Genomic DNA, 19,902 nt, shown 5'->3' with positions numbered 1-19,902 from the left:
GGCCTAGCCGTCGATAAACGGACATTCAGTCTACGCGTGTCTGGGCAAACGTGCCTCGGCGCTCAACACGGCCAGCGCGTCATGGGCACTTCGAATCACGCTGTCCCAATCGCCCAGTGCCGGTTGCCGGAACAACCTTGCTTGCGCGTACCAGGGCGTATCGGTACGTTCAAGCATCCAGCGCCAGCATGTGTCGAAGCGGTTCAGAATCCATACCGGTTTGTTCAGTGCACCGGCCAGATGCGCGGTAGAGGTGTCCACCGAAATCACCAGATCGAGGTTGGCTACCAGCGCGGCCGTGTCGGCGAAATCGTCGAGTTCTTCCGTGTAATCGACGACATTCACGGCGGCGTCACCACGAGGCATTTGCAACGCGGCCGGTCCTTTTTGCAGGCTGAAGAACTGCACGTTCGGCACATCGAGAATAGGCGCTAGCCGCTCGAATGTAATCGAACGGCGCGCGTCGTTCTTGCGGAGCTCGGCGACATGCGGTCGATTCCCCCCCGCCCAGACGAGCCCGACTTTCAGGCGCCCCTCCGCCTGTGCAGCGACGCGCTCGTGCCACTCACGCGTGGCTTGCGGGTCGGCGAACAGATAAGGCGTATTTGCGGGAATATTCGTGAGATCGGTCTTGAACGCGAGCGGCAGACTCAACAATGGGCAGTGACAATCGAACGGCGGCAATGCCTGACCTGCTTCGATCAATTGATCCACACCGTCGAGCGTGGACATGAGCCGCATCAACTCACGCGGGACTTCCAGCACGACCTTTGCGCCGAGCGCGGACACCATCTTCGCATAGCGGCAAAATTGCAGCGTGTCGCCAAGGCCCTGCTCTGCGTGCAGCAGAATCGTTTTGCCATCGATTGAAAAATCGCCCAGCCAAAGCGGTTGCGCAAAAGTGCGCCGGCCTGCTTTGATCCGGCTGCGCTCCCAGCGCCATTCGTATTCCTTCCACCCTGCTTCCAGTTGCCCCAGTTGCAGCAGACACAACGACTGGTTCCAATGCGTCTCGGCAGCGGTGGGATTGATCGCCAGCGCGCGCGCATAGCTCTGCAAGGCTTCTGCGTGCTCGTCGAGATCGACCTGGGTCAGGCCGAGGTTGTTCCAGGCATCGGCAAACGCAGGGTCGAGCTCCAGCGCGCGCTGATAGCTTTGCCACGCTTCGTTAGGCTGGTTCAGATCGCTGAGCGCATTGCCGCGATTGCTCCATGCGTCAGGATAGTTCGGCTGCAAGGCGAGCGCGTGATCGCAGCTTGCGAGCGCATCGGCGGGGCGGCCCAGATCGCGCAGCACGCAGGCGCGATTATTCCAGGCTTGCGCGAATTCCGGCATCGACGCAATCGCACGATCGAAGCTGCTGAGCGCCTCGCGCGGCAAATTCAGGCCGGCTTGCGCATTGCCGCGATTGTTGAGTGCGTCCGGGAATCCGGGTTGCAAGGCGAGCGCCCGATCGGCGCTCCTGAGCGCTTCGTCGAAACGGTGCAAGGCGTTAAGCGCATAGGCGAGATTCGAATGAAGCGGCGCCTGTCTGGGATTGATGGCGAGTGCTTTTCTGAGGAGATCGATCCCCTCCTGAACACGCCCCGCCTGCAGCGCGAGCGAGCCCAACAATTGCAACGCATCGAAATGACGGGGCTTGAGTTCGAGAATCTCACGATAGAGTTCTTCGGCCTCGGCGACCGCGCCGTTCTGCTGAAGCGCGACGGCTTGCCGAAGCATATGGTCCAACTGTTGCGGGAGATTGGCAGGCTTGCTCATGCGGTGAGCTTTGATTGAATGCGCTTGGAATCGGGAGACCACTTTCGAACTGCCTGAATTGCGCTGAAGCCGCGCAGGCCAGGCCCGAAAGAACGAAACCGATTATCGCCGAAAAGAACGCATTGAGTCTGCAGTATGCGGGCGGCCCGGATTGTCCGCTAGCGAATTGGTTGCTGCTGATGCTGGAGGTGTTTTTGATGCTGTCTGATGCTGTCTGGTGCTACATGACGACGCGCGCCACGCCGCAACGTGACGCGCGTTGAATGCCGGATTGTGTCCGGCGTACGGCTTACTGGGCAGCCAGATGCTTACGCTTGGCGAGCTCCTGAGCCATTGCGTAATGCTCCTGGATGGTCGGCAGTGACTTCTTCGCGACGTCCTTCAATTGCTCGTCGCGACCCGAGGCGATTTCCGCCTGGAATGCCGACAGCGTTTTCTGTTCGCCGGCGAGCGCGACCTGCTCGATGTAGGTCTTGTCGAAGTCGGCACCACGCAGGTTATTGATGCTCGCAAGCACCGCTGCGTCCGGATCGTTCTTCGGCACGTCGACACCGCGCGGGCTCGCGGCGCGCAGCGCGTCCGAGATTTTTGCGTTGTCGTTCGACACGCGTTCCGCGAAAGCTTTCACGTCCCGGTCGCTGGAGCGCGAAGTGGCAATGCGTGCGGCATCGCGTTGAGTGGCGACACCTCTGGTGGCGTCGGCGATGAAAGCCTGGTCGGCGGCATGAAGACGGGCCGCATCCGGCGCGGCCGGTGCGGTTTGAGCACTGGCCGCGGTGGCGACAACCATGAGGCTGGCCATGCAGGCACTGGTGATAGCGGCGAGAGGCAAGCGGATCATACGTTCTCCTTGAGGTGGAAGCGAAACGACAGCGATGCGTGTACGCCTTGGCCACTGCGTGCGATTGCATTGATACCTTGCAGGTCGCTTGCGACTGGCTAACGGCGCCGCGCTCTTATCGCTGTGCATTCTAGGAGGCGTGTTAGCCAGCATGTGAAACCATGCTGTCGCTTCTGTAACGTTAGGTAACCTTCATACGAATTACCTCGTTTTGCTGTACGCCCACTTCTCTCTTCTGCCCCGAATAGAGACCGGCCGATCATCGGAAAGCATCGGTAAAACCCCTGATTTCGCTGAACTTTTCGGCAGTTGCGCCGATAACTGAAAGTAGGGCTCGCGCCAGGGCCAAGCGAAAGATATGCATGGCGCACCATCGCACCGCAATCCCCGGAGAATTTCGATGGCAGTAGATCACCGCGTGAACAACGAACGCAGCAACCTGACGAGTTCCAACAAATTCGAGCTGTTGCTGTATCGGCTGGGTTCCGTTCCTGGCAGCGACGCACATGAGCTTTACGGAATCAACGTCTTCAAAGTGCGTGAAATCTCGACGATGCCGCCGGTGACGCCCATTGCGGGTTCTTCGCCCTACGTCATGGGTGCTGTAGATATTCGCGGGCAGATCATTCCCGTCATCGACTTGCCGCGCCTGATGGGTTGCGAGCCGACGCGCGGGCTGAACATTTTGCTGGTGACGGAATTCGCGCGCTCGACGCAGGCCTTTGCGGTCGAAGAAGTGGACGACATCGTTCGGCTCGAATGGAATCAGGTGCTCTCCGCCGAGGGCGCGGCCGGCGGCAATCTGGTGACGAGCATCGCGCGCATTGACGGCAACACGGGCGACTCGCGTCTCGCTCAGGTGATCGACGTGGAGCAGGTACTGCGCGACGTATTTCCGTCACAGCATCCGAGCGTCGACCCGACCTCGGTAGGCGAAGCGCTTGGCATTCGCCGTGGCGCGAAGATTCTTGCCGCTGACGATTCCGGTTTTGCACGCAAGCTGATCGAGCAGGCGTTGAGCGCAATCGGCGCGGACTACGTGATGACCAAGACTGGCGAAGAGGCATGGAATACGTTGCAACAGATCGCGCGTGAAGCGCAGGCTAGCGGCACACGGGTGAAGGACAGCATTGCACTGGTATTGACCGATCTCGAGATGCCGGAGATGGATGGGTTCATGTTGACCCGGCAGATCAAGGCTGACGAGCGGACCCGGGATATTCCGGTGATTATTCATTCTTCTTTGACTGGCGCCGCTAATGAGGCGCACGTGAAGAATGCCGGGGCGAATGGGTATGTGGCGAAGTTTGCAGCCGGGGAGCTGGCTGATGCTATTCGGAATGTTTTGGCTGGGGTGCCTGTGGGGGAAGGGGTTGGGGTTTGAAGTGACGGGGGTTTTTTGCCTGCTCGGCGCGGTTCTTTATGCCTGCGGTGTTGGGCTTTGCTTGATCTGGTTGTCTGCTCGGCGCTTTCTTGTCTGGTTGCCTATGGCGTTGGCCTTTTCTTGTCTGGTTGCCTACGGCGTTGGCCTTTCCTTGTTTTGTTATTGGTTTATTAGCGTCGCCCCTGTGCGGGGCAGGCACCTACTTTTCTTTGCCTGCTGCAAAGAAAAGTAGGCAAAAGAAAGCAGCTCACACCGCTAACTCTTAAGCGGGTCCCCCGCGCAGCCACGGTAGTGGTACATCTGGAATCCGTGCTCTCGCACATTCAGCGTTCGTGACAAGGCCGTCATGCTTCCGGCGGCGCTACGCGCGCCGAAGGGCACTTCACTAAACCAATCACTACGTTTTCGTATTCACGTTTCGCTCAGTATCGTAGCCAGCCACTGCCATTGCCGTTGCCGTTGCCGTTGCCGTTGCCAGCACTTATCACTGCCGCCACAGGCCACCGCGATTGCGATTGCGATTGCGATTGCGATTGCGATTGCAACTGTGGCGCAGTGGTGTTTTATCGGCCCGAGTTTCGGACGTCCATTTGTTGGATGCGCCTGTTTTTGAATGCTTGGGCAGTTCGCCGAGGTGAAGCCGAGGGCATCCACTGCCCCAAACGAGGCATCGCTCCGCATTCAAACGAAGCCCCTGATTTCCCAAGCAGACCCATCCGCGACGCACGCAGTGCGAAGTGGGAACTGATGAGTGCTTTGTCACTTACGTTGAATGTGCGAGAGCACGGATTCCAGATGCACCACTACCGTGGCTGCGCGGGGGACCCGCTTATAAGCTGGCGGTGTGAGCCGCTTTCTTTGCTTATCTTTCTTTGCGGCGGCAAAGAAAGTAAGTGCCTGCCCCGCACAGGGGCGAACGCTAATAGACCACGAAAAATTCAAGGAAAGGCCAACACCATAAAAACACAGACAACAAGCGCTGCGCGGGCAAACAAATCAAGCAAACCCCAACGCCATAGGCACACAACAATAAGCGTCGCGCAGACAACCAGATCAAACAAAGACCAATACCGCAGGCACGCAGACAAACAAGCGCCGAGCAGGCAAAAAAACCCAAATAAAACCCCAATTCTATGTGACCATACCCAAACCACACCCCCAACCCGCACGGAGTGCAAAGCAGAAATGCAACCACCAGACCCACTCCATCCCCTACGTCCCTTCCTGAAAAACTACGTGTGGGAACACGGCCACATCGGCACTCGCTACCTCAACTGCGCCACCGGCGAAATCAGCTTCGACGACGGCAAAAAGTCCCGCTTCGCGGCAGAAAAATACCTCTACGTCCCACTAGACAAAGACGCCACCGACGATCCGCTAACCACCGGCCCTTCAACCCAGGATGCCGCCCTCGCGCGCTTCCTGCGCGCCGCGCAACTCGGCAAACCCGAGGAAGCCGGCTCCGCCGCGGAAGTCCAGCGCGCCGTTCACGATTGCCTCGACCTGGCGATCTTCAGCGCCTATCAGCACGACGCGCTTCAAGCAGTCGATCACTACACCCAGGAAGCAATGTTCGACGACGAAATCCGCGCGGCGCTCGTCAATGATATTCGCCAGGTCTACGGGCCCATGCGTGAACAACTCGCACTCTATGACTTCACTGTGCTGCACGGTCTGCCCACGCCGCTTCTCTTCAGCGATTCGCCATTCATCGACTGGCGCGTGCGCATTAAACCGGCCCTGCCGTTCGTCTCGCTGCCTCTCGGCCCCTACGCACTGCTGGTCGGCACGCCGTCAGGAAGAACCAGCCGCGCCGCACCGGTCGCATGGAAAACCGCGGTGTCGATGGGCGCGCTGAAGGATCACAATCGCCTGATGGTCGAGCGTGCCCGTCTGTGGATCGTGGCCACCAGCGACGATCAACTGGTCGCCATACAGGATCGCTTCAAGAAAGACGACGCATAACGAGTCCCGCCCTGTGCCACTTCACGCCTGGCGGTGCTTATGCGCATCAAGCGCAAGCGAAAATGCCAGATGGCTGACTTCAATGCCCATGGTGTTGAACATCGGTAGCGCACGAAACGCGCTCAGTTGCTCAGTTGCTCACGTTGCTCAGGGCTACCGATATCGAGCCGCGTGAGCAGTTCGGCAAGCACGGCGTACAACACGCCAATGTTGCCGTCCTCAACCTTCACTGCAATGCCGGGTGCGCCATCTGCGCCGTCTGCGCACAGGCCGCGCGGACGCTTAAGCCTCCTCGTGAATGTGCTCGACGAGATAGTCGATCAACGCCCTCACCTTCGGCGGCAAAAAACGGTTCGGCGGATACAGCAGCCATACCGAGCCCACGTAAGCGCGCGCCTCAAGCTTCCAGTCGGACAACACTTGCACGAGCTCGCCACTGAGCAATGCATCGGTGGCGGCAAATTCAGGCAAGTTCGCTATGCCGAAATTTTGCTGCGCGGCTTCGAGCCGCGCGCCGGCGTGATTGGCAATGTAACGCCCCTTCACATCGACGGTTTGCGTCTCCGTGCCGCGGCGAAAGCGCCAGCGGTTGTCGTCGGTCGTTTCGCCAAGGTAGAGGCAATCGTGCTTAAGCAGATCGCGCGGTTGCGCCGGCGTGCCGCGCTCACGCAAATAAGCCGGCGAGGCAACCAGCAGCCAGCGCACCGCGCCCAACCTGCGTCCCGCGAGCCCTTGCGGCGGATGCTCGGTCAGCCGGATGACCAGATCGACATCGTCCGCGAGCGGGTCGACGTCGTGATCGGTGAAAAGCAGTTGCAGGTCGACTTCATCGTAGGCGCGCAGGAAACCGGGAATCAGCGGATGAATCACCGTCTTCGCGAACGCGGTCGGCGCGCTCACGCTCACCTTGCCTTGCGGTCGGCCGGCCAGTTGGCCGGCGGCATCCACCGCGCCCGATGCGGCGCTCACCATGTCGCGGCAGAAACGCGCCACCTGTGCCCCCGATTCCGTGACCCGCACCGTGCGCGTAGAGCGTTCGAGCAGGCGTGTCGCCAATGCGTCTTCCAGCCGTTTGATCTGGCGGCTGACAGTGGACGGCGTACTGCCGAGTTGACGCGCGGCTACCGAAAAATTGCCGGCGTCGACAACGCGCGCGAAAACGGCCATGTCCGGCAACAAGGCGAAAAGGTCGGCTGGGTTCATCGTCGAGTACTCGCGGGGCTTAACCGATTAATGCATTTGCGACATAAATGATGTGCGCAGCGACCCAATTATCGCCTTGCAAGCAAAGTTCGACAATACGCGACCTGTACGGGAGGTCCGCCATGTCGAAACAAGAACGCCTGCTTCTGCTCTCCGATCTGATGCTGCTCGCGGTCGCCGTGGTCTGGGGCACCAGTTATGGCGTCGTCAAGAGCGCCTTGGTGTTCTATCCGGTGCTGGGTTTACTGGCGATGCGCTTCGGCATCACCTTCGTGATCCTGTCGCCCGCCTTACGCCATCTGCGCGCCGCCGATGTCCGTACGCTGCGTGGCGTGCTGATCGCGGGAGCCCTGCTGCTCGGCATCTTTCTTTGCGAAACCTTCGGCATTCTGCTGACACGCGCGGCCAATGCGGCGTTTCTCATCAGCCTATGTGTGGTGCTGACGCCGCTTGTCGAATGGTGGTTGCTCAAGCGCAGGCCGAGCCGCATCGAATGGGCGGCGGTGGCGCTTTCGCTGTTCGGCGCCTGGCTGCTGGCGGGCGATGGCGCGCTGAGTTTCAATCCCGGCGATGCGTTGATTCTGCTCGCCGCGCTGCTGCGCGCGCTGAACGTGTGTGTGACCAAGCGCGTGATGCGCGACTCCACGTTGCCGCCTTTGTCGGTGACCGCCGTTCAGTCGGGGGTGGTGGCATTCGGCAGTGCGGCGGTGGCCGTGCTGTTCGTGCCGCAGCAATGGCAGCCGGTGCCGTCGTTCGCCGGGCACGCCATGTTCTGGGGCTACATCGGTTATCTGGTAATCGCGTGCACGCTGTTCGCGTTCTTCGCGCAGAACTTCGCCATCAAACGCAGCAGCCCGACGCGCGTGTCGTTGCTGATGGGCAGCGAGCCCGCCTTCGGCGCGCTGTTCGCCTGCATCTGGTTAGGTGAACGGATTTCAACGGCAGCGTGGATCGGCGGTGCGTTGATCGTCGCGGCATCGATTCTCGCGACCGTGCGATGGACGGCGCTGCGTGTAAGCGCCGCGGGCGCCTGACAAGTTTGACGTCTCACTCCAGCAACGCGCCACGCGCTTCGATCAAGGGTTTGGCGCCAACTCTTCTTCCCGCTCCAGCGAGCGCGTACGCTTGAGTTCCGGAAAGAACCGCATCCACAGCAAGGCGACGGCGATCGTCGCAACGCCGCCCACCAGCACGGCGGGTTGTGCGCCCCACCACCCTGCCGTCACGCCGGATTCGAATTCACCCAGTTGATTCGACGTCCCGATGAAAAGCAAATTGACCGCGCTGACGCGACCCAGCATTTCGTCCGGCGTACGCAGTTGCACGAGCGACAGGCGCACCACGACGCTGATGGTGTCCGATGCGCCCAGCACCATGAGCGCAAAGAGCGACAGAAAAAATTGATGCGACAGGCCGAACACGACAGTGGCCGCGCCGAACGCAATCACGCCACCGAACATCGCGGCGCCAGGCCGGTTGCGCAGCGGGAAATGGGCGAGCCAAACGGTACCCGCGAGCGCGCCGATGGCGGTGCCCGAGCGTAACAGACCGAGACCGAGCGGCCCTGTGTGCAGGATGTCGCGTGCGAAGACCGGCAGTAACGCGGTCGCGCCGCCGAACAGCACCGCGAACAGATCGAGCGATAGTGCGCCGAGTATCACGGGTTCCTTACGGATGAAGGCAATACCCGAGAACACCGACTCGAGTGTGACCGGCGCGCGGCGCGCCAGCGTCGTCTGCAAGGGGATGGCCCACACAGAGGCGGCAGCGGCCGCGAACGACAGCGTGCACGCGAGGTAGGCCGCGCCAGGACCGATGCCATATAGCAGGCCGCCCAATGCAGGACCCGCGATCTGCGCGGTTTGATTTGCGGAGGTGGCCCATGCCGTGGCTTTGGGCAATTGCCCGCGCGGTACGACGCCCGGCAATAGCGACGCAACCGCAGGCGATTCGAAGGCGCGCGCCGCGCCCACGCATGCGGCCAGCACGTAGATGACCGGCGCGCTGATCCAGCCGCCGAAGGTGCCGAAGGCGAATAACAATGCAGCGACGCTTTCGAGGCTTTGACAGATGGCCGCGATCCGGCGGCGGTCGTAGCGGTCGGCGACGTGGCCGACCACGAGCGTCAGCACGAACATCGGCAGAAATTGCGCGAGACCCACGAGGCCTAATGCGAAGGCGCTATGCGTTAGTGCGTAGATGTGCCACCCCATGGCCACGGCGAGCATCTGAAACGACAGCGACGAGAGGATGCGGGTGCACCAGAAGCGTTGGAAAGCAGGATGTTTGGGCAAACTGAAGCTTGGGTCGCCGGCGGAATCGGCTGGGGCTGGGGGCATCGGTTTCTTGCTCTCGACTAGGCTGGTTTGGGCGGCAGCTAGTTTAGAGCAAGTTTATTTGTTTTGTTTTTTACGCGCGGAGGCGTTTTCTGTCTAACAGCAGGCGACCGGTTGCTTGATTCGTGGCTGAGGGACGATGAGTCGAACCCCGGACAGGCTGTTAACCTATCCAGGGTTGTAGTCGACGAGCATCAGAGCCGGTTCTGTCGCTGACCTTCCATAGCATCTAGAACCTGGTGCGGATACCAATGCGCACGAACGTCTGATTATTCGACGTCGAAGCGGATTGCAGGTTGATCGCCGCGACCGCTGGTTCGTTCTTCGAATCCGTGCCTGACGCGTGTTGATACGACGCGAGCCCGTACACGACCGTACGCCTGGAAAGCGCATACGTGGCGCTCGCCGCGACCTGATTGTACGTCGCGCCCGAATTCGAATTCACGTGCGAACCGGCCATATAGTCGTAGGCAAGACCAAATTCAATGTCCGGACGCAGCTTGTAGTGCAAACCGAGTTCGACATTGTTGAACACAGCGTTGCCGCTGTAGTGATACGGATTCGGACCCGAGGACAGATCGCCGAGACCGCGGAACTGGATGTTCGTGTACGTGCCGCTCACGCTCAGCTTGCCGATCTCGTACATCGCACCCGCAGCAATGTTCTGATATGTGTTCGCAGACAGATAACCGCTGTAAATTGGTGTGCTGAAGTTGGTCGCCGCGGCCGTCACCGTACTCGTCGAGCTATTGCCAAAGAAGCTGATGTTCGGGTTCTTCGCGTTCAGATACGCGACACCGGCCGAGAACGGACCGTACGCGTAGTGCACGCCTGCCGAATAGATCTGGTTGCGGCCGGTCGAGCCCGCGGTGCCACCAAAGCTGTACAGCGCACCGAACTTCAGACCACCGAACTTCGGCGACTGATACTTGACCGCGTTGTTCACGCGAAAGTTGTTGTTCAGGTTGTCGATGTCGCCGGGGTGTGCCGCAACGTTGCCGCCGCCCTGATCGCCCACAGCAAACGGACCAATATAGTCGACCGCAAAATCGTACTGACGCCCTAGCGTGAGCGTGCCCCATGTCGCCGACGACAAGCCGACCCAAGCCTGACGGCCGAATTCGAGCCCCCCCTGTACGGCCTTGCCATTCGTCACGTCGAAGCCGTTTTCAACATCGAAGACCGCCTTCAGACCACCGCCGAGATCCTCCGCGCCGCGCAAGCCCCAACGGCTGCCATTGTTCACTCCGCTGCTCATGAAGTAATTCGGGTGACCGCCCGAGTTCGAGTTGTAGTTCAGGCCCACGTCGATGATGCCGTACAGCGTCACGCTGCTTTGCGCATGCGCAACACCAGAAACGGCCGCAAATGCGGCTATGCCAATCAGTTTGTTCTTCATCGGTCTTCTCTCGTCAAATTAAGGAAATCAACCCAATTTCTTCAAATAGTCGTACTAACAAATATAAAAACCCTAAATATCAAATGAAAAATCTATTTCAGATACAGCGTTAAAAATCAGCAGGCAAAGCGATCCCCTACAGCGAAGCGAACGGCGCTGCGAGAAGAATTTTTGTGTCCAAATAGAACAGCCGGCTATCGTGCGGCGAGCGGCCGGCGCGAAAAATCACCGCATCAGCAGACTGCCGAAGCCCTCGATGTGATCCTTAATTCCAAGGCGGCGCAGACTCGCCCAGAAGGTGCATTGATTGCTGGAAATGACCGGCTTGCCGACTTCCCGTTCGAGTGCGTCGAGCATGTCGATGGTCGCGAGATTCGTGCAACTGAGGAAAATCAGGTCGCTTTCCGGGCGGTCGATATACCGCACGAGACGGAACAACGATTCCGGCGGGACACGGCCGATGCCACGGCGTTCCTCCTGCGTTTCGCCGAGCTCCAGCCCGTACCACGCCGCAACCTTTACGCCGCCGCGCTCGATCACTTCGACTTCCGTCTCGTTGACAAACTGCACGTACGGCGTGCCGAGCGACACCGTCTTCGCGCCGAACACCTGCATCGCCTCGAACACGGCCGTCATCGTGGAGACGGCGGGAATGCCTGAGTTTTCAACGATCGCACCTTCGAGTTGCTCGCGCGGCACCACGCATGAACCCGACGTGCAGCCCCAGGCGATCACGTCCACTTCGGCCGTGCCAAGTTCGGCGGCAGCGCGCCCGGTTTCCGCACCCATCTTGATGTACGACTCTTCCGTGGCCTTGCCGAGCAGCATGATGCGACCTGAATGCACCGACACGCCCTTAGGCGCCATGCGATTGAATTCCGGCTCAATCACGGTATTGGTCGACGGCACAATCAAGCCGATCTTGCCGCGATAGCCGTACGGGCTATACATCTGAACGGCTTTCATCGTCTTGCCGCCGATCGCCTGCGGCGCGACGCCGATCCCAGGCGGCAAAGGGCGTTCACTTGAGTTCATCGCTGCGACCTCCAATCGTCTTCAGTTGTGGAACGGCGGCGCTCGCCGTGTTGAACACCATCGCGGCGTCGTTCTGGTAGGGAATCCACCGTGCTCCCTTATCCACCCATTTCTTCGCCATATCCGGGTTCTGCGCGGACAGGCCGAACGGCACCTCATGCTTGCGGCAGATATCGAACACGCGCTCGTAAGCCTCCATCAGCTTCGGATGCTGCAATTCACCGGGAATCCCGAGATCTTGCGACAGATCGTCGGGGCCGATCATCACGGCGTCGACGCCTTTCACCTGAAGAATCTCGTCGAGGTTGTCGATCGAGCGTTGCGTCTCGATCATGATCACGAGCACTGTGTTGCTGTTGACGTGCTCGATGATCTCGGCTGGCTTCGCCGTCACGTAATCGGTATGCGGGCCGCGCAGGTTCATTGGTCGCATGCCCATCGGGTAGTACTTGGTCGCGTGGACAATCGCGCGCATCTGCTCTGCGCTGTCGATAGACGGTAGCAGCAGGCCTTGCGCGCCCGCGTCGAGCGGGCGTGTCAGGTCGTGCGGTTTCAACGTGCCGGGCGGCCGCACAATCGGGCACAGACCTGCTTCGCGTGCGAGCATCGCAAGCGTGCCGACGGTCCCGAACGAGAAATCGGTGTGCTCCATTTCGATGATCACAAAATCGAAGCCGGCGGCCGCGAATATCTTGACGACACGCGGATGCGGACACAGTGTGATCCAGGTGCCGAACGCCGGCTTACCGGCCTCCCATAACGCCCTGAGTGGATTGGATTTGATCATAGGGTCTTTCTCGGTTGAACGGATGGATACAGGAAAAATCAGACGCGCTCGGCCCACACGTCGGAATTGATCAGGTACTTGGGCTTGCGACCGACGAGCACGTCAACGACCTGGGCCGCCACTTCGATCGCGGTACGGCGCATCGCCTCGCCAGTCGCGCCGCCGATGTGCGGCGACAAAACAAGCCGCTCGCAGCCCATGAACTGGTGCCCGGAAGGCAATGGCTCCTGCTCGAACACGTCGAACGCGGCGCCCATCAGGTGACCGCTGTTCAGCGCGGCGATAAGCGCGGCCGCGTCGACGAGTCCACCGCGCGCGGTATTCACCAGCATTGCGTCGGGCTTCATGCTGGCGAGCCGTCGTGCGTCGATCGAGCCACGCGTTTCGGCGGTGAGTCGTTGATGCAGGGACACGACGTCCGCGCCTGCGATCGCCTCGTCGAGACTCGCGGCCGCGCTGAAACCAGCGGCTTCAATCTCCGCGCGTGGCACGCTCGGGCTGAACACCCGAACGCGCATCTGGAACGCGGTGCTCGCGATCTCAGCGACGCGCCGGCCGATCTTGCCGAACCCGATCACCGCAAGTGTGCGTCCGGAGAGCTCGTGGAACACGCTCTCGTAGCGATAGCCGAAACGCTCGTCGCGCACCGCCCTGTCCGCTTCGCGAATGCGTTTGCTGATCGCCATCATCTGCGCGATCGCCTGCTCGGCGACCGACTGCACATTCGCGTATGGCGTGTACACGATCGGCAGATTTCGACGCGTGGCGCACGCGACGTCCACGCGGTCGTAACCGGTACCATGCACGCCGAGCACTTTCAGATTCGGCGCCGCTTCCATCGCCGCGCCGTCGAGGCCTGCGTTACGCGTAATGACTGCATCGACCGGGCCGATTTCGCGCACGACGGTTGCCATGTCGGCGGCACTTGCCAGGGACACTTCGATGCCGGCCTGCTGCAGTATGTCGGTGCCCGCGGCATGAATCGGCTGAATGAGAAGACACTTCAAGATGACAACTCCTGATACGGGATCAACTGCGTTGCAACCACTGGATAATGCTTTCGCGAATGTTGTAGATGTGCTTCTGGGTCGCTGCTTCCGCTGCCTGTGCGTCTTCTGCGAGCAGCGCGTCGATCAGCGCAAGGTGTTCCTCGCAAACCGGCTTGAAGCGCGACGGGATGCGCTGCATGGAAAACATGCGTGTGCGCAGCTTCAGGTCGGCGATCATCGATTGCATTAGCGGACCGCCGCCGGCGCGCGCGACGAGGCCATGCAATTCCTCGTCGATCAGTTTGTGCTCGTCGATCGAAGGTTGTTCCGCGTCGCGCACAGCAATGAGACGCTGGCGCAAGCCGAGAAGCTGATCGGCGGAGAGCTGCCCGCACGCGGCGCGTGCTGCGTCGGCTTCGAGCAGCGAGCGCACGCGCAGCACTTCGAGGATTTCCTGTACCGTCACACCCTGTACGATCAAGGTGCCGTCTTCGCGACGGCCCACGTAACGTTCGCCTTCGAGCTGTCGCAAGGCTTCGCGCAGCGGTGTGCGCGATACACCCAGTTCAACCGATAGTGGACGCTCCTGTATCACCTGGTTCGGCTTGAGCTGACCGGTGAGAATCCGGTCGAGAACCTGCTCGCGGATCTGTTCCACGAGCCGCTTCGACGGCATGTTCATGATTTCAGCGTTGGTCACGCTACTGTTCTCCTTCCAATATCATTATGTTTTCCGGGGCCACGCGCAGATGCAGGGGTGCATCCGTCGACATGGTGTGCAAGCCGCCAAGCATGGCGGTGACCGGAATGTTGCCGACTTTTCCGTCTATCTGCGTGACGCCACCCAGATAGACCGCGCGATCGGTGCGCGCGCTCAACACATTGCAGACGCTACGGTCGGACGCGAGTTCGACGGCTTCCGGACGGAAACCCACCAGCGAGCCACGCGAGACCGGCAGATCAGGCCGGCACACAAACTCCAGACCGTCCTGTGTTTTCACAAGCCCCGGACGCGAACGTTCGTGATCCACAGCAAAGAAATTTGTTCGACCAAAAAACTCCGCGACAAAGCGGCAGCGCGGATGCGTATACAACTCCGTCGGCGAACCGCTTTGCAGCAGCTTGCCCTTGTTCATGATAAGCACGCGGTCGGAAATCACCATGGCTTCCGACTGGTCGTGCGTCACGTAGATCGCGGTGATACCTGCCGCCTTCAACAGTTCGCGGATTTCGAAACGCATGCGGTCACGCAGCAGCACGTCGAGATTCGACAGCGGCTCATCGAACAGAATGCAGGCAGGCTCCAGCGCCAGTGCACGCGCAAGCGACACGCGCTGCTGCTGGCCGCCCGACATCGACGAGGTCGCGCGATTCTCCGCGCCCGGCAGGCCGACCATTTCGAGCGCATTCGCAATGCGCCTTTTCATCGTTTCCCTGTCGACCTTCTTCAGCTTCAGGCCGAGCGCAATGTTCTCGCCAACTGTCATGTGTGGCCACAGCGCATACGACTGGAACACCATGCCGATGCCGCGGCGCTCCGGCGCAATCGCCATGCTTTTTTCGCCATGAGCGAGCATGCGGCCATCGAGTACGATGCGGCCGCGCTCGATGCTCTCAAGGCCGGCGATTGCGCGTAACAACGTGGTCTTGCCGCAGCCCGATGGGCCGAGCAGCGTCACGATCTCGCCGCGCTGCAATTCGAACGAGATATCGGACAGGGCGACGAAATCGCCGAAATTCCGGCCAACCGATTCAACCTTCAGATAACTCATGTTTAGTGTGCACTTCTCGAAAGATCGATTTTAAACATGCGTCCGATCAGCACGATGACGATCATCATCAAGACGACCTGGATCATTGCCATCGCTGCGAGCGCGTTGTAATCGCCCTCGGCCCACCGGTTATAGATCAGCACCGAAAGCACCTCGCCGCCCGGCGCGTAGAGCAGAATGGAAATCGCCAGTTCACGCACGAACACGATGAACAGCAGCGTCCAGCCCGCGGCGATGCCGGGCTTGAGCAGCGGCAGCGTCACGTGACGAAGCGTCGCGAGCCAGCCGCCACCGACCATCGACACCGCCTCTTCCAGCGATTTGTCGATCTGCTGATGCACGGCGGTAATCGAACGGACGGCGAACGGCAGATAGCCGGTCAGATAGCCGATGAAGAGCAGCCACGTCGTGCCATATACATGCACCGGCGCGTAGATCCACGTCCACATGATTGCAAGACCGAGCACGATCGCTGGAACCGCGACCGGCAGCACCAGCGCCATGCTGATCGCGCCGCGATACCAGGCGCGCGTACGCAGCTGAATCCAGCTGATGATCACGCCGAGGACCACGGCCGCGCAGGCCGATCCCACCGATACCACCAGTGTGTTGACCAGTGCGCGCTGCGCGATCTGGTTGTCGCGCACGAGGCTCACGTAGTGATGCAGCGTGAGCGACGCGAAACTGATATGCCCGGAGTAGTACGGCACGAACGACACATACGCGAGCATCAAAAGCGGCAACACGGAAGCGAGCAACAGGAAGAGATAGGCGAACGCCGTGGCCGGAACGAGCGCCGCGCCGAGCCGCAGCGTCTTCGGACGCGTGCTCTTGCCACCCATCGTCACATAGCTGCGGCCACGCATCAGCCGATGTTGCACGTAAAGCGCGGCACAGGCGATGACCAGCAGGATCACCGACATCGCTGCCGCAAGATTGAAGTGCGACGGCGTGGTGTTGGTCAGATCGTAAATGTACGTGGTCATCACGTTGATGCGAGCGGGCGTGCCCAGCAGCGACGGTACGCCGAACTGCCCGGCCGCCGCGACGAACGTCAGCAGCATGCCCGACATGATCGCGGGCGACACCATCGGCAAACTCACCTTCAGCACCGTGCGCCATGGCGAGAGGCCGCTCATGAACGCGGCTTCCTCGAGTGTCGGATCGAGGTTATACAACGCGCTCTGCACGAACATGTACACATAGGGTGCATAGTAAATGCCCATCACCCAGATGATGCCGCCCACCGTGTAGATGTCGAACGGCCCAATGCCGAACACGCCAAGCAGTTGATTCAGCGTACCGATCTTCGGCGAGAGCAGCAGCCCCCAGGCCAGCGCGCCGATGAACGGCGACACGAAGAACGGCGCAACCACGCCTAGATGCACGAGCCAGCGACCCGGCATGTCGGTGCGCGCAACCAGCCACGCGAGCGACACGCCCACGACCGTCGCAATCGCCGTGGACGCGACAGCTATGCGCAACGTATTCCACAACGCGGTCAGGTAGCGCGACTGCGTCAGCACCCGTTCGAAATTGCCGAAGCCAAGATCGGTTGTGAACGCTTCGTGGCTGCTGGCGCTCAGACTGCCGAGCAGCAGCGTGGCGAGCGGCGCCAGCACCAGCAGTGACAACAGCACGGCGGTTACCTGAAACAACAGGACTTCTGGACGGAAACGCGTGAACATCCGCTACCTCACATGCCGAAGATATCGGCGAACTCGTCCTGAAGCTTCTCGCGGCGGTTCGTAAAGTCTTCGGGGTCGATGGTCAGCGTCTTGAAGCTGGAGAACGCTGGGCGGTCCGGCAGATTGGCGACATCGTCGCGCACCGAATAGCAGCCACCGACCTGCTGCAGCAATTCCTGGCCACGCTTCGACAGGAACCAGTCGAACACCTTGCGCGCGCCGTCCGGATTCGGCGCCTGCTTGAGCACAGCGAGCGGCGTCATCGTGACAGGCACGATTTCTGGCGGGAACACCGAACGGATCGGCGCCTTACGATCGCGCACATTCGTATAGACGATGTAATCCAGTTGCTCGGTGAGCGGCAACTCGCCCGAGATCAGCTTGTCAATCAGCGCGCCGTGGCCGCGAAACACCTGCGGCTTGTTTTTCGCGTATTTCTTCCACCACTCGACGCCCTTCGTCTTGCGCAGCGTGTAGTACCAGTTGTACGCGTCGCCGTCGACGCGCGGGTCGGCCATGCCCTGCTTGCCAGCCCACTTCGGACTCGCGAAGTCGTCCCAGGTTTTCGGCGCGTCGACGGCTGAAACCTGGTTTGTGTTGTAGGCGAACAGCGTGATCAGGCTGCGCGAGTTGATCCACGTAAAGTCCGGATCCTTGAAGGCGGCCGGATAGTGCCTGTAGGTCTCCGATTCGTAGCGTGCGAGCGCGCCCTGACGCTTGAGCGCAACGAACGCGCTCAGGTCGGAGACCTGGAAAAGATCGGCGGCCACGCGGCCCGCGCGAAGTTCCGCTTGCAGCCGCTCGACGGTCTGGAAGGTCGCAGCGGTGTAAATCTTCAGTGAGATGCCGGTTTTCTCGGCGTTGAACGCATCGGCAAGTTTCGTCATGTAGGCGCTCGGCATCGACGAGTAGATCGTCACTACCGACTGATCCGCAGCGATCGCATTCGCCGAACGACCCAGCACCGGCGCCAGCATCGCACCGCCGATTCCCAGCAACGCCTCGCGTCGCGACCAGTTTCCACCGCTCATCTGTTTTCCCCGTTCGTCTGAATACCTCTGGTATGCCGCATTGTCACCGGACAAAAAAATTTGCAAAGCTTTTTTAAAAAACTTCGTCGACTGGAGAGCGAGACGTTGAGCAATGATGGTTCATAGACGCGTGTTTTGGGCAACTCCCGCCACTGGCTCATCGGCTTATCGCCATGCCAGACGGGGACTTTGGCTCTGTGACCTACGCCACACCCACTGTAAGAACATTCATTTGAGCTTCAAAGCAGGCTTCAAACAATTTGAATACCTTCGGTATACCAGTAATTTATTTTTGGGTATATTCCAGCCGTTCAACGATCGAAATTACGCGCCTACCCGGCCCAACCCATGAGCTTTCATTCCAACGACAAACGCGCCTCCGATGCTCCACCGGCAGGCGTTCCGACCACGAATTGGCAAGAATGGTCGCAGGAGCGGGCGCTCGCGGCGACACTGTTCGACGGCCTCGCCAAAGACGGCATCGACACACCTGGCATCACCCGCGACTCATATGGCGCCGGCGAGCAGCGCGCTCACGAGCGCATTGCCGCACTCGCCCACGCCTGGGGTCTCGAAGTCCGCACAGACGCCGCACTGAATCTGTACGTCACGTTTCCCGGCCGCGACCGCTCGCTGCCCGCCGCGCTAACAGGGTCGCACCTCGACTCCGTGCCCTGTGGCGGCAATTTTGACGGTGCAGCCGGCGTGGTCGCCGGCATGACGGTTTTCTCGCGCTGGCTGCGCACGGGCTTCGTCCCGGCACATGACTGCACAGTGATGGCGATCCGCGCGGAAGAAAGCGCGTGGTTCCCGCTGTCGTACATTGGCAGCAAGGCGGCGTTCGGCATGCTATCGGGTGACGATCTCTGCATCCTCCGCAGCGACGACAATCGCACGCTCGCACAATGCATCGAAGCGCTGGGCGGCGAGCCGGATCGCCTGCGCGCGGGCGAGGCGTTTCTCGATGCACGCGCAATCAGCCGCTTCGTCGAACTACACATTGAACAGGGGCCGCTACTCGTCGAACGCAATCTGCCGGTGGGCATCGTCACTGGGATTCGCGGCGCATTCCGCTTCCGTCATGCGCAGGCGATCGGTGAATACGCGCATTCGGGTGCGGCTGCGCGCGGCAAGCGCAAGGACGCGATGCTGGCCGTCGCGCGCCTGATCATCGCGCTTGATCACGACTGGGACGAGGCAGAAATAGAAGAACGCGACCTGGTGATCACGTTCGGCCGCGTGCAGACCGACCCAAAGCGTGCCGATTTCAGCAAGGTTCCGGGGCATGTTGCGTTCAGCATCGACGTGCGCTCGATCGAACCCGATACGCTGCTGCGACTGGAAGCGTGCGTGCGGTTGCGTTGCGCGGAAATCTCGGCCAGCTCGGGCGTCGAACTCGACCTCGGCTTGCAGACGCACAGCAAGCCCGCGGTGATGGACGCAGCGTTGCAGGCATCGCTGCTCAACGCAGCAGCGATTCACGGCATTCCAACCATGAAAATGGCGAGTGGCGCAGGCCATGATTCTGCAATCTTCGCCAGTCAAGGTATTCCGACTGCGATGATTTTTGTACGCAACGAAAATGGCAGTCACAATCCCGCAGAGTCGATGACGATGGAGGATTTTGCGTGCGCGTTGCAGTTGCTGGAATATGGTCTAACTTGCGAGTATTAAGAAGCGCATCATGAAGTATCCGAACCGCCGATATGGA

17 protein-coding genes are annotated in these 19,902 nt (G+C 60.5%); 4 read left to right on the top strand and 13 right to left on the bottom strand.

Annotation, left to right across the window (positions count from 1 at the left end; all coding sequences use genetic code 11):
- Positions 1–30: 30 nt before the first annotated feature.
- Positions 31–1,761, bottom strand: a complete 1,731-nt coding sequence (locus ACOSV0_RS05895; protein ID WP_434109316.1) for a tetratricopeptide repeat protein — start codon at positions 1,759–1,761, stop codon at positions 31–33.
- Positions 1,762–2,050: 289 nt separating this feature from the next.
- Positions 2,051–2,602, bottom strand: coding sequence for a DUF4142 domain-containing protein (locus ACOSV0_RS05890; RefSeq protein ID WP_434109314.1), 552 nt, complete (start codon positions 2,600–2,602; stop codon positions 2,051–2,053).
- Between the two features lie 400 nt (positions 2,603–3,002).
- Here ACOSV0_RS05890 and ACOSV0_RS05885 point away from each other — a divergent pair, with 400 nt between their 5' ends.
- Entirely contained in the window at positions 3,003–3,986 is a 984-nt protein-coding gene (locus ACOSV0_RS05885) for a chemotaxis protein (protein WP_434109312.1), read from the top strand.
- Positions 3,987–5,171: 1,185 nt separating this feature from the next.
- Positions 5,172–5,951, top strand: coding sequence for a hypothetical protein (locus ACOSV0_RS05880; RefSeq protein ID WP_434109310.1), 780 nt, complete (start codon positions 5,172–5,174; stop codon positions 5,949–5,951).
- A gap of 122 nt (positions 5,952–6,073) precedes the next feature.
- Here ACOSV0_RS05880 and ACOSV0_RS05875 read toward each other — a convergent pair whose 3' ends face one another.
- Entirely contained in the window at positions 6,074–6,181 is a 108-nt protein-coding gene (locus tag ACOSV0_RS05875; RefSeq protein WP_434109309.1) for a hypothetical protein, read from the bottom strand.
- A gap of 52 nt (positions 6,182–6,233) precedes the next feature.
- Positions 6,234–7,154: a LysR family transcriptional regulator gene (locus tag ACOSV0_RS05870; protein WP_434109308.1), complete on the bottom strand. Its 921-nt coding sequence runs from the start codon at positions 7,152–7,154 to the stop codon at positions 6,234–6,236.
- Positions 7,155–7,276: 122 nt separating this feature from the next.
- Between ACOSV0_RS05870 and ACOSV0_RS05865 the strand changes: the two genes are divergently transcribed.
- Entirely contained in the window at positions 7,277–8,188 is a 912-nt protein-coding gene (locus ACOSV0_RS05865) for a DMT family transporter (protein ID WP_434109307.1), read from the top strand.
- Between the two features lie 42 nt (positions 8,189–8,230).
- Here the strand turns inward: ACOSV0_RS05865 and ACOSV0_RS05860 are convergent, their stop codons facing one another.
- The 9 genes from ACOSV0_RS05860 to ACOSV0_RS05820 form a co-directional block, all read right to left on the bottom strand.
- Positions 8,231–9,493 carry an MFS transporter gene (locus ACOSV0_RS05860; RefSeq protein ID WP_434109306.1) on the bottom strand — a complete coding sequence of 421 codons (1,263 nt, stop codon included), beginning with the start codon at positions 9,491–9,493 and terminating at the stop codon, positions 8,231–8,233.
- A 226-nt stretch (positions 9,494–9,719) separates the two neighbouring features.
- Positions 9,720–10,889 (bottom strand): porin, encoded by a 1,170-nt coding sequence (locus ACOSV0_RS05855; RefSeq protein WP_434109305.1) that lies wholly within the window; start codon positions 10,887–10,889, stop codon positions 9,720–9,722.
- Between the two features lie 225 nt (positions 10,890–11,114).
- Complete coding sequence (locus tag ACOSV0_RS05850) at positions 11,115–11,924, bottom strand: maleate cis-trans isomerase family protein (protein ID WP_434109304.1); 810 nt, start codon at positions 11,922–11,924, stop codon at positions 11,115–11,117.
- Entirely contained in the window at positions 11,911–12,711 is an 801-nt protein-coding gene (locus ACOSV0_RS05845) for an HpcH/HpaI aldolase family protein (RefSeq protein WP_434109303.1), read from the bottom strand. Before ACOSV0_RS05845 ends, ACOSV0_RS05850 begins: the two co-directional genes overlap by 14 nt.
- Positions 12,712–12,749: 38 nt before the next feature.
- On the bottom strand, positions 12,750–13,718 hold the full coding sequence (locus ACOSV0_RS05840) for a hydroxyacid dehydrogenase (RefSeq protein ID WP_434109302.1): 969 nt from the start codon (positions 13,716–13,718) through the stop codon (positions 12,750–12,752).
- 22 nt (positions 13,719–13,740) lie between these two features.
- The gene (locus ACOSV0_RS05835; protein WP_434109300.1) at positions 13,741–14,400 is read right to left on the bottom strand and encodes a GntR family transcriptional regulator; all 660 of its coding nucleotides are present in this window, start codon (positions 14,398–14,400) and stop codon (positions 13,741–13,743) included.
- 1 nt (position 14,401) lies between these two features.
- A complete protein-coding gene (locus ACOSV0_RS05830) occupies positions 14,402–15,472 on the bottom strand; it encodes an ABC transporter ATP-binding protein (RefSeq protein WP_434109299.1) in 1,071 nt (356 codons plus the stop codon).
- Positions 15,473–15,474: 2 nt separating this feature from the next.
- Positions 15,475–17,160 (bottom strand): ABC transporter permease, encoded by a 1,686-nt coding sequence (locus ACOSV0_RS05825; RefSeq protein WP_434109298.1) that lies wholly within the window; start codon positions 17,158–17,160, stop codon positions 15,475–15,477.
- 8 nt (positions 17,161–17,168) lie between these two features.
- Positions 17,169–18,191, bottom strand: a complete 1,023-nt coding sequence (locus ACOSV0_RS05820) for an ABC transporter substrate-binding protein (protein WP_434109297.1) — start codon at positions 18,189–18,191, stop codon at positions 17,169–17,171.
- 348 nt (positions 18,192–18,539) lie between these two features.
- On the opposite strand from ACOSV0_RS05820, the gene ACOSV0_RS05815 reads away from it, so the two are divergent.
- Positions 18,540–19,865 (top strand): Zn-dependent hydrolase, encoded by a 1,326-nt coding sequence (locus ACOSV0_RS05815; RefSeq protein WP_434109296.1) that lies wholly within the window; start codon positions 18,540–18,542, stop codon positions 19,863–19,865.
- The last annotated feature ends 37 nt before the right edge of the window (positions 19,866–19,902 follow it).

The organism is Paraburkholderia caffeinilytica, from assembly GCF_051027425.1.
GTDB lineage: Bacteria > Pseudomonadota > Gammaproteobacteria > Burkholderiales > Burkholderiaceae > Paraburkholderia > Paraburkholderia caffeinilytica_A.
The sequence above is the reverse complement of the archived record's forward strand: the minus strand, read 5'-3'. Positions and strand labels throughout refer to the sequence as shown.